The organism is Chryseobacterium sp. 27AL (assembly GCF_057815395.1).
Genome location: NZ_JBYRIW010000001.1, coordinates 1,097,470 through 1,112,331, shown reverse-complemented (window position 1 = coordinate 1,112,331; position 14,862 = coordinate 1,097,470). Strand labels below are relative to the sequence as shown.

Annotated in this window: 13 protein-coding genes; 8 read left to right on the top strand and 5 right to left on the bottom strand. The window is 36.9% G+C overall.

The annotated features are described in order from the left end of the window. Positions 1–69: 69 nt before the first annotated feature. Positions 70–651 (bottom strand): hypothetical protein, encoded by a 582-nt coding sequence (locus tag AC3WV0_RS04880; protein ID WP_090000990.1) that lies wholly within the window; start codon positions 649–651, stop codon positions 70–72. Positions 652–814: 163 nt separating this feature from the next. Continuing rightward, positions 815–1,495: a ribose-5-phosphate isomerase RpiA gene (gene rpiA / locus AC3WV0_RS04875; protein ID WP_488844471.1), complete on the bottom strand. Its 681-nt coding sequence runs from the start codon at positions 1,493–1,495 to the stop codon at positions 815–817. Between the two features lie 276 nt (positions 1,496–1,771). Here rpiA and AC3WV0_RS04870 point away from each other — a divergent pair, with 276 nt between their 5' ends. The 5 genes from AC3WV0_RS04870 (at position 1,772) to AC3WV0_RS04850 (ending at position 6,953) form a co-directional block, all read left to right on the top strand. Beyond that, the gene (locus AC3WV0_RS04870) at positions 1,772–2,137 is read left to right on the top strand and encodes a BlaI/MecI/CopY family transcriptional regulator (RefSeq protein WP_090000988.1); all 366 of its coding nucleotides are present in this window, start codon (positions 1,772–1,774) and stop codon (positions 2,135–2,137) included. Positions 2,138–2,142: 5 nt separating this feature from the next. Continuing rightward, on the top strand, positions 2,143–3,963 hold the full coding sequence (locus AC3WV0_RS04865) for a M56 family metallopeptidase (RefSeq protein ID WP_488844469.1): 1,821 nt from the start codon (positions 2,143–2,145) through the stop codon (positions 3,961–3,963). Between the two features lie 69 nt (positions 3,964–4,032). After that, positions 4,033–4,932 (top strand): GLPGLI family protein, encoded by a 900-nt coding sequence (locus AC3WV0_RS04860; protein ID WP_488844468.1) that lies wholly within the window; start codon positions 4,033–4,035, stop codon positions 4,930–4,932. 41 nt (positions 4,933–4,973) lie between these two features. Next, positions 4,974–6,272: a hypothetical protein gene (locus tag AC3WV0_RS04855; protein ID WP_488844466.1), complete on the top strand. Its 1,299-nt coding sequence runs from the start codon at positions 4,974–4,976 to the stop codon at positions 6,270–6,272. A 120-nt stretch (positions 6,273–6,392) separates the two neighbouring features. Beyond that, on the top strand, positions 6,393–6,953 hold the full coding sequence (locus AC3WV0_RS04850; RefSeq protein ID WP_488844464.1) for a sugar O-acetyltransferase: 561 nt from the start codon (positions 6,393–6,395) through the stop codon (positions 6,951–6,953). A gap of 67 nt (positions 6,954–7,020) precedes the next feature. Here AC3WV0_RS04850 and fsa read toward each other — a convergent pair whose 3' ends face one another. Together fsa and AC3WV0_RS04840 are read right to left on the bottom strand one after the other, a co-directional pair. Further along, positions 7,021–7,674 carry a fructose-6-phosphate aldolase gene (gene fsa / locus AC3WV0_RS04845; protein WP_090000984.1) on the bottom strand — a complete coding sequence of 218 codons (654 nt, stop codon included), beginning with the start codon at positions 7,672–7,674 and terminating at the stop codon, positions 7,021–7,023. A 569-nt stretch (positions 7,675–8,243) separates the two neighbouring features. Then, a complete protein-coding gene (locus tag AC3WV0_RS04840; protein WP_488844462.1) occupies positions 8,244–8,810 on the bottom strand; it encodes a tetratricopeptide repeat protein in 567 nt (188 codons plus the stop codon). Between the two features lie 184 nt (positions 8,811–8,994). Between AC3WV0_RS04840 and pepE the strand changes: the two genes are divergently transcribed. The 3 genes from pepE (at position 8,995) to AC3WV0_RS04825 (ending at position 12,329) form a co-directional block, all read left to right on the top strand. Continuing rightward, positions 8,995–9,687, top strand: a complete 693-nt coding sequence (pepE, locus tag AC3WV0_RS04835; RefSeq protein WP_488844460.1) for a dipeptidase PepE — start codon at positions 8,995–8,997, stop codon at positions 9,685–9,687. A gap of 110 nt (positions 9,688–9,797) precedes the next feature. After that, a complete protein-coding gene (dacB, locus tag AC3WV0_RS04830) occupies positions 9,798–11,168 on the top strand; it encodes a D-alanyl-D-alanine carboxypeptidase/D-alanyl-D-alanine endopeptidase (protein ID WP_488844458.1) in 1,371 nt (456 codons plus the stop codon). Positions 11,169–11,174: 6 nt separating this feature from the next. Next, the gene (locus AC3WV0_RS04825) at positions 11,175–12,329 is read left to right on the top strand and encodes a sensor histidine kinase (protein WP_488844457.1); all 1,155 of its coding nucleotides are present in this window, start codon (positions 11,175–11,177) and stop codon (positions 12,327–12,329) included. A 632-nt stretch (positions 12,330–12,961) separates the two neighbouring features. Here AC3WV0_RS04825 and AC3WV0_RS04820 read toward each other — a convergent pair. Then, entirely contained in the window at positions 12,962–14,818 is a 1,857-nt protein-coding gene (locus AC3WV0_RS04820) for a M61 family metallopeptidase (RefSeq protein WP_488844455.1), read from the bottom strand. Between the last annotated feature and the right edge of the window lie 44 nt (positions 14,819–14,862).

Sequence of the window (14,862 nt, the reverse complement as noted above, 5' to 3'; positions counted from 1 at the left end):
AATTAGGAGTAGAATATAAAAAATCCCGCCTGGAAAAGCGGGATTGATATAAGTGGTTGTGTGAGTATTTTACTGTACCAATTGATTAAAAGGCTTAAGTGCATTATCATCAGCCATTGTCTGGCCTAAAAACTCTTTTTTCTGCATTCCTTTCATTCTGTTTGCGGCATCGTTTCCGTTAAAGTAGGATTCATTCAGCTTTGTAGTAATTTCAGAAGGGTTAAAATCAAATTTTGTATCGCCTTCTACTCCAAGATATCCATTTTTTCTGGTAAGGTTTGTGATATAATTGTTGTAGTTGATAAGCGTACCTCTGAACATAGAATTATGATATTCCATGCATTTTTTTGCTTTTTTGGAAGAGTTGTTCAGGATACAGTTGTTCATATTACCTCTGTAGAGACGCCATTCAAGTTCCACTTTCCCATATTCTTTCGATAATGCGGTGGTTCCGTTGGAAAGAATATTAGGATCATTTTCTTTTTCACTGATCTCTTTTAAATTTTTAATAACTAGGGGAACGGTATTTTCAATTTTGGTTTTAGCTTCACCTATTGCACTGAAATCCGCTGCGGGAGAGCCTTTTTTCTGAGCGGTTGTCACGTTAAAAATAAGTAGTAATAGTACAATTAACAAATTATATCTTTTCATGAGAAATTTTTAAAGCACTAAAATAAATATATTTTCTGAGTTAAGACAAATTCATTTTAATTTTATTTAATAAATTTTAACAAATCTTTAATATTAATTGTTCATTGTTGCAAAAATGATGGTTTTATACATTTTTTGAAAGGTATATAACAGGTGGATTAAATTATTTTTCAAATACAATGATTTCATCATTATTTGCCATAATCACTTTTTGGGCAAGATCGATAAATAAGCCATGTCCCACAACACCTTCAATTTCATTGAGCGCATGCGACAATTCCGGAGGATTGGTAATGAAACCAAAATCTACATCAATGATATAGTTGCCTTCATCAGTTAAAAATGGCCGATTTTGAATAAACCGAATATTCCCTTCTCCTTGTAAATCGCGAATTTTTGAATGAACATATTTTGATGCAAAAGGAATTACTTCAATCGGCAGCTTGAATTTGCCAAGTTTTTCCACGTATTTTGATGAATCGGCAATAATTATTTCTTCTTTTGTCATCGATGCAACAATTTTTTCCCGAAGCAAGGCACCGCCGCCACCTTTGATTAATGTTAAATCTTTAGTAAATTCATCTGCGCCATCAATTGTTATATCAATTGTATCGATAGTATTAATGTCAATAATGGAAATTCCCAGGGAAATAGCTAATTCCTCTGTTTTATCTGATGTTGGAACAGCCTGGATCTGGAACCCGTTTTTCACAAGTTCTGCAATTTCTTTAATAGCATAATATATGGTTGAACCGGTTCCGAGACCTATAATTTTATTGTCACTTACATATTTTACGGCTTCTTTTGCTGCAAGTTGTTTTTCCTTTTCTAGATCTTTTTTCATGGTGATGGTGATAGCAATGTTTTGTCCATTCAATTTAAGAATTTCAGAAAGAATTTTACTTTCTTTCCCGAATTAAATAGGGAATAACTTTATAGTTTAAAAATTTAACAAATTTTAATAAAAATTATTAGCTTGATTTTCAGATGATTATATTGATGTTCGTTTTATCACTAAAAAAATAGTTGTTTGGTTCGTTTTTATTTCTACATTTGTATAACTAATTTCTTAGTGATATTAATCGTGAATACATATCACTACTAATGATAAATGAAAAATATGAAGATTCAGACATTAACAAAAGCAGAGGAGCAAGTGATGCAATATCTATGGAAGCTGGAAAAAGGATTTCTGAAAGATGTCCTTGATTTATTTCCTGAACCAAAACCTCATACCAATACGGTGTCAACCATTTTGAAAGTATTGAAGGAAAAGGAGTTTGTAGATTACAATGTTTACGGAAGACAGCATGAATATTTTCCTTTGGTTTCTAAGGAGCAGTATTCCGGGAAGACAATGAAAAGTCTGGTGAAAAATTATTTCAAAGGTTCATATAAAAGTGCAGTTTCATTCCTGGTGGAAAAAAATGAAATGACGGTAGAAGACCTTGAAATGCTTCTGAACGAACTTAAAAAGAAAAACTAATACCTATGGAAACTGTACTTCTATACTTCGGAAAAGTTATTTTGTGTTCCGGTGTAATGTTTTTGTATTATAAATTGTCTTTAAAAGACAAGACATTTCATCACTACAACAGATTTTATCTTTTGTCTGCGATGCTGATATCGTTGCTGCTCCCTTTGATAAAAATTGAAGATTTTACCATTGAAGTAAGCAATGACATCTATAAATTAATAGATACGGTACAGAATTTTAACAATAAAAACTCAACGCATGATTACCCTTATTTTAGAATTATTCTTTCAGCTCTGGGACTGGTTTCTTTCTATTTTTTAGGAAGATTTATCTACGGGATTTTCAGGATCCAGCAGCTTAAAAGACAGTTTCAGAGAGAAAGCTTCGACGGTATCAATTTTTACCGAACCAATCTTACAGAAGCACCGTTTTCTTACTTTAAAAACCTTTTCTGGAAGAATTCCATCACCTTGAATTCAGACATTGGAAAGCAGATTTTGAAGCATGAAATGGTACATATTGAGCAGAAACATTCCTTCGATAAAATTTTTATTGAGATCATTACTTCTGTTTTCTGGTTCAATCCTTTTTTTCATATCATTAAAAAAGAAATCAGTTTAATTCACGAATACCTGGCTGATAAAAAGGCCGTAAAACAATCGGACACCAAAGCATTTGCGCAGATGCTTTTAGCAAGCCACTTTTCCGGAAATCAGTTGCCTGCCACCAGTCCGTTTTTAAGTTCCAATTTAAAAAAACGATTAAAAATGTTACAAAAACCTAAAACCAAATTCGGGTATGCGCGTAGAATTTTTGCATTACCGGTTGTATTTTCAGTAGCTTTTGCTTATTTGGTTAACGCCAAAAACCAGGAAATTAAGGCTACCAATTTAGAGATTGAGAAAGCTGTTTCCCAAATCAAAAAAGAAGATAAGGCGATTATTAAGAAAGATACGATTGCTCCAAATTTAAAAAATGATAATGTAGTCCCTCCACGAGATTTAAAAGAAACTCAAAAAAGAATCTCTGCCTTAAATAAAAATATTGCTGAAAAGAGTAAAGGGTTAGAAAAGCTTAAACCTGAAAGTGAAGAATTTCAGACCAGAGTTAAAGAAATTGCTGCATTGGCTGCTGAAGCTGTGAAAATCAATGATAATGAAATGATGCAGAGATTAGGGAAGGATTCTAGAATTGATAAATTAAAGAGAGAGGTCGATTGGGAAATTATTACTAAAGGAGAACCAAAAATTCTTGAAATGTCGGATTTCAATTTTGACTTCCCTGATGCTCCGCCGCCACCGCCAAATGCTCCGGATGTAAAAGTCTATGCGTTCAAGACTGTCGGAGATATGAAATGGTCTCCAGAAATGGAAAGATCTTTCAGGCTGGCAGAGCAGAATGTTAAAGAATCTGCTGCAACAGCTAAAAAAAGGGCGAAGCTGGAAAAAGAAAGAGCGCGCCTGGAAGAAAAAAGAGCCAAGCTTGAAGGTGAAAGGGCAAAGCTCGAAGCCGAAAGAAGAGCGCTAGACGGAGGAAGAAGAGCATTTTCTTATTCTTACGGAAACACTTTTAAAAATTTCCCTGGGGAAGGTAATAAATTCCGAATAAATGCTGATAACATCACCATCAGCAGTAATGGTAAATCAATTATTGCTTCCGGGGTTAAAAATGTGAATGGAGCAGAAGATATGGTGGTTTATATTGATGGGAAACTGTCTACAAAAAAAGATATGCTTGCATTGGATCCACAATACATCAAAAGTATGAATGTGAATAAGAAAACAGTAGACGGAGGAAAAACCACAGGAGAAATAAGGATCGAAACAAAACGATAAAAAGTTCCATCAGCTCTGTTAAATATCTAAATTTTGACAGAGCTTTTTTTTTAAAACTAAATGTAAGCTATGAAAAATATTTTTTTACTCTTTATATTCTTTACGATTTCTGCCAACGCACAGGTCAACCGGTTTTTCTATGAATATAAATTTATTCCGGATTCCAATGATAAAACTGATGTGAAAAATGAAATGATGTATCTCGACATTAATAAAAACGGTTCAAACTACTACAGCCGAGACAAGTACGTATCAGATTCTACCAACCTTGCCGAGATGAATAAACAGATCAAGTCATTTTCCGGAAGTATCAATGTAAGCAGAAAAGAAAAACCGGGTATGGTTTCTTTTAAAGTAACCAAAACATATCCGGATTTTACGACCTATCTCTTCCGAAATATCTCTTCCGACAGATATAAAATAAAAGAAGATCAGAAGCCTGAATGGAAAATACTTCCTGAAAAACAGAAAATTGGAGAATACAATGCCCAAAAGGCAACCACCAATTTTGGCGGAAGAGAATGGATTGCCTGGTTTTCAACCGATATTCCGTTTCAGGACGGTCCGTATAAATTCTACGGATTGCCGGGACTGATCGTAAAGATTGAAGATACTACAGGTTCCCACATTATGACTTTGGTAGGTAACAAAACATTGCCGGAATCTACAGAAGAAAAAGAGCTGGAGCTGCCGCAAAACATAAGGGTTTTCGGAATGGGCGGAAAAGAACTTGAAGTCACGGAAGATCAGTTCAGAAAAGCATGGAAAGCCTATGTGAATGATCCTACCAAAAACATGAGGGAAATGATGATGGGAAACACCGATAACTCTAAAGTGACTTTTAAGGTGAAAACACAGGATGGTAAAGAAATCTCAGATCCCAATCAGGTATTCAGGGAAATGGAAAAAAGAACAAAGGAATCTTTAGCAAAAAATAATAATCCTATCGAACCGGATTTAGTAAAATAGGAGGCGGTGAGGTATAGTAAAATCATATATAAAATGAAAGTATGTTAAAGAAATATTTTACCCTACTTTTGTGCTGCATCTGCTGTATGCCTTTTTGGGGGCAGGAAAAGCAACCTGTTGATCCGGCTTATATTTCCCGTTATTTTAAAGAAATTAAAAAGGCTACCGAACAGGGCTTTGGGGTCTGGAACAAAGATTTATACGGTAATATTCTTCTTGTTGATCCTGCTACACGGCAGTTGTACAGTAATAATCCCGATCTGAATAATGCTTTAAATCCTAATCATGATATTTACCAGGGCAAGCTTCCTGATGATATTAATATTGCTAATACTTCGGTTCAATGGGGAGGCAAAGTTTGGGCAATGATCATGCTTCCTCTTCCTGATGACAAATATGAAAGGGTTAATCTTTCCGTTCATGAGCTTTTTCATACGGCGCAGGCATCATTAGGTTTTGCTCAAAACAATAAGGAAAGCAAACATCTTGATCAGAAAGAAGGAAGGATATTTCTTCGGCTGGAGCTGCAAGCGCTCAAAAAAGCAATTTTTGCGGCTACAGCAAATGAACAGAAAAAGCATTTAAGCAATGCATTAATGTTCAGAAAACATAGAAATGTACTTTTTCCGGGATCAGACGATATTGAAAATCAGCTTGAGCTCAATGAAGGCATTGCAGAATATACGGGCTTTGCAATGAGTGGCAGAACAAAAGAACAGGCAAAGCTGCATTTTATCAGTAATCTGGAAACGTTTATTGAAAATCCTACTTACGTAAGGTCTTTTGCTTATGTTACAACGCCGATATACGGATATTTCGTAAGCTTGAAAGATAAAAACTGGAACCGAGAGATATCAGCTAAAACAAATTTAACGGATTTCTTTATCGGAAAACTGAATATCAAAATACCTGATGATATAAAATCTATTCCTGACAAGGTAATTGAAGAATATGATGGACTTTCGATTATCGCCCAGGAAAAATCAAGAGATGAAAAAATACAGGCTAAAATAGCAGAGTATAAGGCGAGATTCATTGAAAAACCTCATTTCGAAATCATTTTTGAAAAGATGAATATTTCCTTTGATCCCAGAAATATACTTTCGCTCGAAGATAAAGGAACTGTCTATCCGAACGTCCGGATCACTGATAACTGGGGTATTCTGGAAGTAAATAAAGCTGCTTTGATTTCTCCTGACTGGGGCAGAATATCAATTGATATTCCTGAAAAAATCAATGGTTCTACAATCGAAGGTGATGGCTGGATTTTAAAGCTAAAAGGAAATTATAAGGTAGGCAAGGATGAAAAAGACCGCAATTACATTCTTATTAAACAATAATTCTCTATATTAAAACGGTCCTAATCTGAGATTATCTGAATAAAAACAGGGTGAAAGTATTTTTCATCCTGCTTTCTTTTAGTTATCTTTAAAATTAAATCAACCAATCACAATAGGAATATGACAGAAAAAGAAAAATGTGCGCAAGGACTTTTATACAATGCCAATCATGATCAGGAGCTGATCAACGAAAGAATTTCTGCTAAAGATCTCTGCCATGAATACAATCATCTTAAAAATTCAGATGTTGCAGGGCGGGAAACTCTTTTGAAGAAAATGTTGGGAAAAACAGGACAGAATATCTGCATCGAACCCAGCTTCTGGTGTGACTATGGTTACAATATTGAAGTAGGAGAAAACTTCTATTCCAATCATAATCTCGTCATTTTGGACTGTGCAAAAGTGATTTTTGGAAATAATGTATTTATTGGTCCCAACTGCGGGTTTTATACGGCAAATCATCCCGTTGATGTAAAACAACGAAACGAAGGACTGGAAACAGCACACCCGATAACAGTCGGAGATAATGTCTGGTTCGGTGGAAATGTCGTGGTGCTTCCCGGAGTTTCTATAGGAAATAATGCTGTAGTCGGAGCAGGAAGCGTAGTGACAAAAGATATCCCGGAGAATGTGGTAGCAGTCGGAAATCCCTGTAAAGTTGTAAAGAATATTGATCAGTAAAACTTTATCGGCGCGGAAACGAAGTTTCCGCGCCGATAAAGTATAATATTAAAAAACGCAAGTCAGCTTAAGCCAGTTTCTGAGAATCTGCAATAAACTGAGCCAATCCGTTATCTGTCAATGGATGCTTAAGAAGGCTCAAGATTGGAGGAAGCGGTGAAGTGATCACATCAGCACCAATCTTTGCACAATCGATAATATGCATAGAATGACGGATAGAAGCTGCTAAAATTTCAGTTTCATACATATAGTTATCAAAGATCAGTCTGATCTCCTGGATTAAGTTTAATCCGTCCGTTGAGATATCATCAAGTCTTCCTAAGAAAGGAGAAACATACGTTGCACCTGCCTTAGCTGCCAAAAGAGCCTGCCCTGGAGAGAAGATCAACGTACAGTTGGTTCTGATTCCTTTATCTGAAAAATATTTTAATGCTTTGATTCCGTCTTTGATCATTGGGATTTTCACGACAATATTCGGGTGGATGGCTGCCAATTCATCTCCTTCTTTGATCATTTCCTCATACGTTGTAGAAAGAACCTCAGCAGAAATATCTCCGTCTACAATCTCGCAAATAGCCTTATAGTGATTTTTGATCGCCTCAGCACCCTGAATTCCTTCCTTCGCCATTAATGATGGATTGGTAGTTACCCCATCAAGAATTCCAAGATCTTTGGCTTCTTTAATTTGCTCTAAATTAGCAGTGTCAATAAAAAATTTCATGTTTTACAGATTTATGTATTACAAAGATAAACATTCCTTTTTGAGTGGGAAATATTAATTGGGTAAGATTGAAGGTAAGTTGAATTTGAGAAAGAGTTAAGGTTGAGGTTGAGGTTGAGGAGGTGAGCTTAATCGAAAATGTATTTTGCGAGAATTTTAGAACAGCTTTATCAATAGAGGCGGACTTTAGTCCGCCTGTCGCTGGCAGAATCAAATGCGCTGCCAACGGCTTTAGCCAAAACATATATTAATTATCTGTTAAATAAGCAAAATCTGCGAGTATATAAAAATAAACCGTTAATCAATGCAACAGGTTGAGTATTTCATTCAAATCTTAACCAATTATTATCCGAAAGTCCGTCGCACCCTCGCAACAAGTTTTCGGGAACATCCGAAAAGCCGTTACACCCTTGCAATGAACTTTCGGGAACGTTCGAAAACCTCCTGCACTGTGCAGCAAACTTTCTGGAATGCCTGAAATCTTCCTGCAAGCTGCAGCGAACTTTCTGGTAACTATATACAAAAAGATCCGGAAATTCCGGATCTTTTTGAAAATAAATTCACGTTATCTATGAATTCAATGCCTGGCTCAGTTTTACAGCATCCTGGTTGCTCGGGTCATACTGCAATGATTTTGCAATATGTTCTTTTGCCTTGTCAGGATTAGACTGTTGCTCTGAGAAAGCAATATAAAAATAGGCATATGCCAGGTTTTTCTTATTCTGCTCTACCTCTTCAGGTTTTACAGTCGCTATATATTTCTCGTAAGCCAATTTGGCATTTGCATCATCTTTAGCGTTTTGATAGGCATAGGCCTGACTATAATATGACGGTGCCCAATCGGGTAATAATACGGATATTTTTTTCCAGGTATCGATGGCGTTCATCCAGTCTGAAGCTTCTTGGTAAGCTCCGGCCAGTTTAGCCAATGCTTCTGTATCTTTAGGATTAGTTTCTACCTGTTTCTTTAAAGCATCAATAGCAGGATTTGCTGATTGAGTGGCTGTAGCTGTTGCAGCGGTATTAGCGGTTGCTGCGCTATCGGTCTGTGTATTTTGTGCGCTCACAAAACTTACTCCTCCTACTAACATTAGACCTAAAAATAGGCTTCTGATATTCATTTTAGTCATTTTCATAATTCTAATATTTTTCAATTGCAAAGAATAAAATTCAATAATAGTTCCATAAAACGCAATAATTTAGAACCTTTAAGCTTTTTTTGAAAATATTAACAGCTTCTTTATCACTTTTATATAAATTTTAGATTCATGGGGAGATACGTTATATTTGTCAGTAATAATTTTAATGACGTTTATACCGATGAATATCATATTAGCATCTACATCCACGCTTTTCGGCGGAGAATATCTGGAATATTTAAAAGAAGAATTAATCACCCTTTACCAGGAAATTGACGAAATTATATTCATTCCTTTTGCAAGGCCAGGCGGGATTTCATATGATGAATACACTGAAAAAGCACGTTCTTTCTTTGAAAAGATCAATATAAAAGTAAAAGGTCTCCACGAATTTGAGGATAAAAAAGCAGCATTGAACAACGCAAAAGGATACTTTACAGGAGGAGGAAATACCTTTTTACTGGTTAAAACCCTACACGAAGAAAATCTGATGGCGGTCTTAAAAAGTAATGTCGAAAGCGGAAAACCATACCTTGGATGCAGTGCCGGAAGTAATATTGGCGGGCAAAACATGAAGACCACCAATGATATGCCGATTGTATATCCTCCGAGCTTCGACTGTATGGGGTTGGTGCCGTTCAACATAAATCCGCATTACCTGGATCCGAATCCGGACTTAAAGCATAATGGTGAAACCCGCGAAACCAGAATTAAAGAATTTTTAACACAAAATGACCTGAAAGTAATCGGACTTCGGGAAGGAAACTGGATCCGAAGAAAAGGGGACCGGATTACTGTGGAAGGAACAGAGCTGACGAGGATTTTTGAAAAAGATAAACTGCCTTACGAGATTGAGCCGGGAACTGAACTGTAATTTTATTTTTAATTATATTTGAATGGAAGAATGATAAAGATGCCATGCTAAGCCTGTCGAAGCATCATTAATTATTATTTTATTTTTCACAGATTGAAAATACTTAAAGAATGAAAAAAACGTTAGCAGTCCTTGCTTTATCAACCCAGATTATTTGTGCCCAGAATATATCCCAGCAACTGGATGGTGCAACCAAAAATCTAATGAATTCTCCGGCAGCCATCTCGTCAAACCTGTCATTTTATGTTTCAGATGAAAGCGGGAATTTAGTGTACGAATATCAGGGAAACAAAGGTTTTTCCACTGCTTCCACACAAAAGATATTCACGGCGGCTGCAGCTTTGGAAGTTTTAGGTAAAAATTATACGTACAAAACCAATTCCGGCTATTCAGGGACGATTTCTTCAGGTACTCTAAAGGGAAATTTAATAATAAATTCTACCGGTGATCCTACTTTAGGAAGCTGGCGGTATGATGCGTACAAACCGGAAAACTTTAAAAAGAAATTAACAGAAGCGATTAAGAAAGCAGGAATCAATAAAATTTCAGGAGATCTTATTATCGGCGATTCTTACTTTGATCATCAGACCATTCCCGGAGGATGGCCGTGGGATGATCTCGGCAATTATTACGGAGCAGGAGTCTGGGGTGTTAACTGGCGCGAAAATCAGTTTGATATCAACATCAGCGGTAATGAATTTAAAAGTTTCTCGTATCCGCTGGAAGGTGTACGCTGGCTCAATGATGTAAAGGTTGGCGGTAATTCAGATCAGAGTCTCATCTTCACGGCACCACATTCAAATGTTGCTTTAATCAACGGAACTTTACCTGCAAAAACCGTCACGGTTTCCGGCGCGACGCCAAATCCGCCTTTACAGCTGGGCGTTGAAGTCAAACAATGGCTAAAGGATGCAGGAATTGATTTTTCAGGAAGAGTGATGACCAATTCCCAACTGGAAATTGAAGGTAAAAGTCCTCTGCAATTATCCGACGATAAGGTGATCTTTACCTACGAATCTCCGACACTGGATAAGATTGTATACTGGTTTCTGAGAAAAAGTGTTAATCTATATGGTGAAACACTGATCAAGACATTAGCAAAAGAAAAAAAAGGAAATCCAAGCTTTAAAACCGGAGTCGCTTTCTTAAAAGAATTCTGGAAGTCGAAAGGCATCAATCCGAATATGATCAATTTTGCCGACGGAAGCGGTCTTTCACCCCAAAATTATGTTTCTGCTAAAGCTGAAGTGCTGGCGTTGCTGTATGCAAAGAAACAGTCGTGGTTCGAATCATATTATGATGGTTTCCCTACTCAGGACAACGGCATGAAAATGAAAAGCGGAACTATGAGAGACACCAAATCCTTTGCCGGTTTTCATACTTCCAAAGACGGAAAAAAATATGTGTTTTCAATCATCATCAACAATTACCAGGGAAGCGGAAGCACCGAGCTGCAGAAAATCCTGAGTGTTTTAAAATAATTTACTTTGAGAAAATCAATATTTGCAAGGCTGAATAACTGGATCATATTTGTTCTGATGACAATCGTTGTCCTCACCATTGTGATCGCCTCTACCATCCTGATTAATTTTCTCCGTAAGGAAGAAATTAAACGTGTTGATATTTTGGTGAGCGCCTTGAAATTTCAGCAGGAAGTAGCTAACCCGAATCTTGAAGTTCAGGCATTGCTTTTACAGATTTACAGCTCAAATACTACCGTTCCGGTGATCATTTTAGATGAAAATGATAATGTAATTGAATACAAAAACCTTCCGAAAGATGTAGAAAATAATTCCGGTCAAATTGTTGCCTTAGCCAAGAAAATGGCTAAAAGCTATAGTCCGATTGAAATTGAAATTACAAAAGGAGATAAACAGATCGTTTTTTATGACAACTCTCCATTGCTGAATAACCTTAGATATTCGCCGTACATCCTCGGTTTTTTCATTCTGTGTTATTTCCTGTTTTCATTCTGGTTTTTCCGAACTATTAAGAAAACGGATGAAGGTTATCTTTGGGCCGGACTTGCAAAAGAAACAGCTCACCAGATTGGCACTCCTTTGTCCTCAATGATCGGATGGATGGAAATCATGAAGCTGGATGACCCCGAATCTGAAGGCATTCATGAAATTGAAAAGGATATTGACCGCTTAAAAACCATTTCAGAAAGATTTTCCAAAATCGGCTCTGTTCCGGAATTGAATGATACTGATTTTAATGCAACGATCCAGGAGAATTATGATTATTTAAAAACAAGAATTTCCCGGAAAATTAATTTTGGCTTACATCTTTCCAACCAAATGATTTCCGTTCCGCACAACAGGATTCTGATGAGCTGGGTAATTGAAAATCTGGTGAAAAATGCAGTTGATGCCATGAAAGGAGAAGGATCGCTTTCCATTTCGGTGATCGAGAGAAATAAAAATATCGTGGTGGAAGTTCAGGATACCGGAAGCGGCATGACCAAGCAGCAGGCTCTCAATGCTTTTAAACCAGGCTATTCTACCAAAAAGAGGGGCTGGGGACTGGGACTTTCACTGGCAAAAAGGGTAGTGCAGGAGTACCACAACGGCGATATTAAAATTGCCCAGACAGAGGTTGGAAAGGGTACAACATTCAGGATTATGATAAGAAAAGCATGAATGATGTGTTGTTTAGTTTTGTCTGAGTGTATTAGAGTTATAGTATTAGAGCGTTTTAGAGTTTGTGAGTATTGTTGTCATTCTGAATGAAACGCAGTGGAGTGAAGAATCTTTATTTTTATAAATTGTAGAGCTTGTCATTCTGAAGTTTTTACCCTGACTTTAATCTGGCATAAGAATCTGATAATTCATATTTGATTTGAGATGCTTTCAGCATGACAAGTTGCTACGGCTTTATTGCTATTCATAATTCCCCTCCTCTGGAGAGGTGGCGAAAGTTTCAAAGAAATTTTTGACGAGGTGGTTTTGAAAGTGAATATAAATAGCGAATGGTGCATTTTTCTTAGCAGGCTAATACTGTGAATGTGAAAATTCACCATTGACTCATAAAAATTGACTCTTCACCTCCATAGCCCCGATTGCAGAGGAAATCCTTTTGCGGTCTTCGACAGGCTCAGCCTGACAGCGGCTGGAAGCAAAAGATTGCAACGAAAAGCGGGAAATTGCTCCTTAAAAAAATAAATCAATACAATTCGACGAAGTCAAAAAGTTCCTAAAAATATTACCAAGATTTATTATCAAAACAAAAGCGGAGAAAAATTCCCCGCTCTATTATTTATTCTTCGTTAAAACTATTTCTTTCCCGTCAGCCACTGATCCTGAAGTTTCTTTTCTTCTGGCGTAGGATTAGCTTTAAACTGTAGCGTTTCTATTGTCATTTTATCGAGAACAGCTTTTCCTTTAAGATCCATCTTTTCGGCTTTTCCGCCATTGTCTCTTAAAATAGTCACCGTTACATTCTGTCCCTCCTTGATCGTTTTAGAATAATTGATAAAATCCTGAATGTTCTGGATGTTAATTGTTTTGCCATCCAAAGCGACGATCTTATCCGTGATCTTAAATCCGATGCTCTTTGCAAAAGGCGACAAGGCAGAGCTTTCATCAAATACGAAGGCATTTGTTTTTTCATCATATCCTGTCTGGTTCGGATCTTTAATAAACCAGAAAATTGGCGGAGTCTCCTGCTTTTTCAGTTCTACACCCACCATATTAAGATATTGTGCGTAAGGAGTAGGCTGACTTCCCGCAATATATTTATTGTAAAAATCTCTTACCTGAGGATAACCTGTTACAGTAACCAGTTCATCAATCAGTTTATCATCTTTGAACGGTTTGTTCTCACCGAATCTCTGAGATAGTTTTCTGATCATATCGCGGTAACCCATTTCACCATTGGAAAGCTTTCTGAGTTCGATATCCAGACACATAGCGAGAAGAGCACCTTTTTCATACACGTTTCTGTATTGGTCTTTATATTCGTCAAGAAGTACGTTTTTACTCATCACCGTGAATGGCATGGTATCGTTGTAGTTCTTTGAGTTGGTGATTTTTTCATTCATTCTCTGAAGGAATTCCTCTTTGGTAATCAAACCTTCCTGAATCTGGAACAGATTGGCAAAATATTCTGTACCGCCTTCATACATCCAGAGATGCTGAGACATTTTCGGATCTGCATAATCAAAATAATGGATCTCTTCAGAATGCGTCTTCAACGGATTAACCGTATGGAAAAACTCATGGGAGACAACATCGGTTATGGTTTTATCGATCGCTTCTTTAGGCATCATTTCAGGAAGCACCACGCTCGTTGACTCATGATGTTCCAAAGCACCGAATCCTTTGATCTGCGGTCCGTCACCTCCTGCGAGATACAGCATGATCGCATATTTTTTGTTGGTATTCATGTCACCAAGAAATTTCTTTTGAGCCACGACCATCTTTTCTAAGTTATCTTTAAAATCTGCAGCTTTATATTTTCCTGAAGGTGAATAAACGCCAAGCACAAGATCCATTCCGCCTGCATTGAAGGTGATATAATCCGGTTTGGTGTACATCAGCGGAGAATCTGTAACCTTTGCATAATTAGCCAGGGTGAAGGTATCGGTCGCATCAGATTTGTCCTGGTCTACCAAAGCGGTAGTTCCGTAGAAATCTGCCGGCTTCTGAATCACCAGCTGATAAGGGACGTCCTGCATATTGTCGATATATCCTACAAATCCGTGGGTATTGATAAGATAGACTTTTCCCGCTTCGATATCCGTTCCGGACGGGGAGAATACGGCTTTATGCTTTGAAGTATCCATTTCATCATCAAAACTGTCGTTGACCAGGTAAGTAACTTTAGACAAATCCTTGGCATTCTTCAAAGAATAGGTATTGTCATTCACCTTCGTAAAAGCAAGTTCTTTTCCTTTGTTATCTAAAAATTTAATGCCTTCCACAAATCTTCCGTAGTCATCTACAGAATACGTTCCCGGAACAGTTTTCGGAAAATGGAATTTCACATCACCGGATTTCATCTTAGGAAATTCCATAGTGACAGCTACTTTATCGTCTTTTACATTGACAAGATCAATCGTTGTTTTAATAGACTGGGCATTCACCAGAAACGTGGCCAGAATACCTAAGCTAAGTGCTATTTTTTTCATTGAGTTTAAGATTATAGTTAAATAGTTGTTGAAAAACGTATTTT

Coding starts and splice junctions, on each gene's coding strand:
- AC3WV0_RS04880 (WP_090000990.1), bottom strand. CDS start 651: ATGAAAAGATATAATTTGTTAATTGTACTATTACTACTTATTTTTAAC.
- rpiA (WP_488844471.1), bottom strand. CDS start 1,495: ATGAAAAAAGATCTAGAAAAGGAAAAACAACTTGCAGCAAAAGAAGCC.
- AC3WV0_RS04870 (WP_090000988.1), top strand. CDS start 1,772: ATGAAGATTCAGACATTAACAAAAGCAGAGGAGCAAGTGATGCAATAT.
- AC3WV0_RS04865 (WP_488844469.1), top strand. CDS start 2,143: ATGGAAACTGTACTTCTATACTTCGGAAAAGTTATTTTGTGTTCCGGT.
- AC3WV0_RS04860 (WP_488844468.1), top strand. CDS start 4,033: ATGAAAAATATTTTTTTACTCTTTATATTCTTTACGATTTCTGCCAAC.
- AC3WV0_RS04855 (WP_488844466.1), top strand. CDS start 4,974: ATGTTAAAGAAATATTTTACCCTACTTTTGTGCTGCATCTGCTGTATG.
- AC3WV0_RS04850 (WP_488844464.1), top strand. CDS start 6,393: ATGACAGAAAAAGAAAAATGTGCGCAAGGACTTTTATACAATGCCAAT.
- fsa (WP_090000984.1), bottom strand. CDS start 7,674: ATGAAATTTTTTATTGACACTGCTAATTTAGAGCAAATTAAAGAAGCC.
- AC3WV0_RS04840 (WP_488844462.1), bottom strand. CDS start 8,810: ATGAAAATGACTAAAATGAATATCAGAAGCCTATTTTTAGGTCTAATG.
- pepE (WP_488844460.1), top strand. CDS start 8,995: ATGAATATCATATTAGCATCTACATCCACGCTTTTCGGCGGAGAATAT.
- dacB (WP_488844458.1), top strand. CDS start 9,798: ATGAAAAAAACGTTAGCAGTCCTTGCTTTATCAACCCAGATTATTTGT.
- AC3WV0_RS04820 (WP_488844455.1), bottom strand. CDS start 14,818: ATGAAAAAAATAGCACTTAGCTTAGGTATTCTGGCCACGTTTCTGGTG.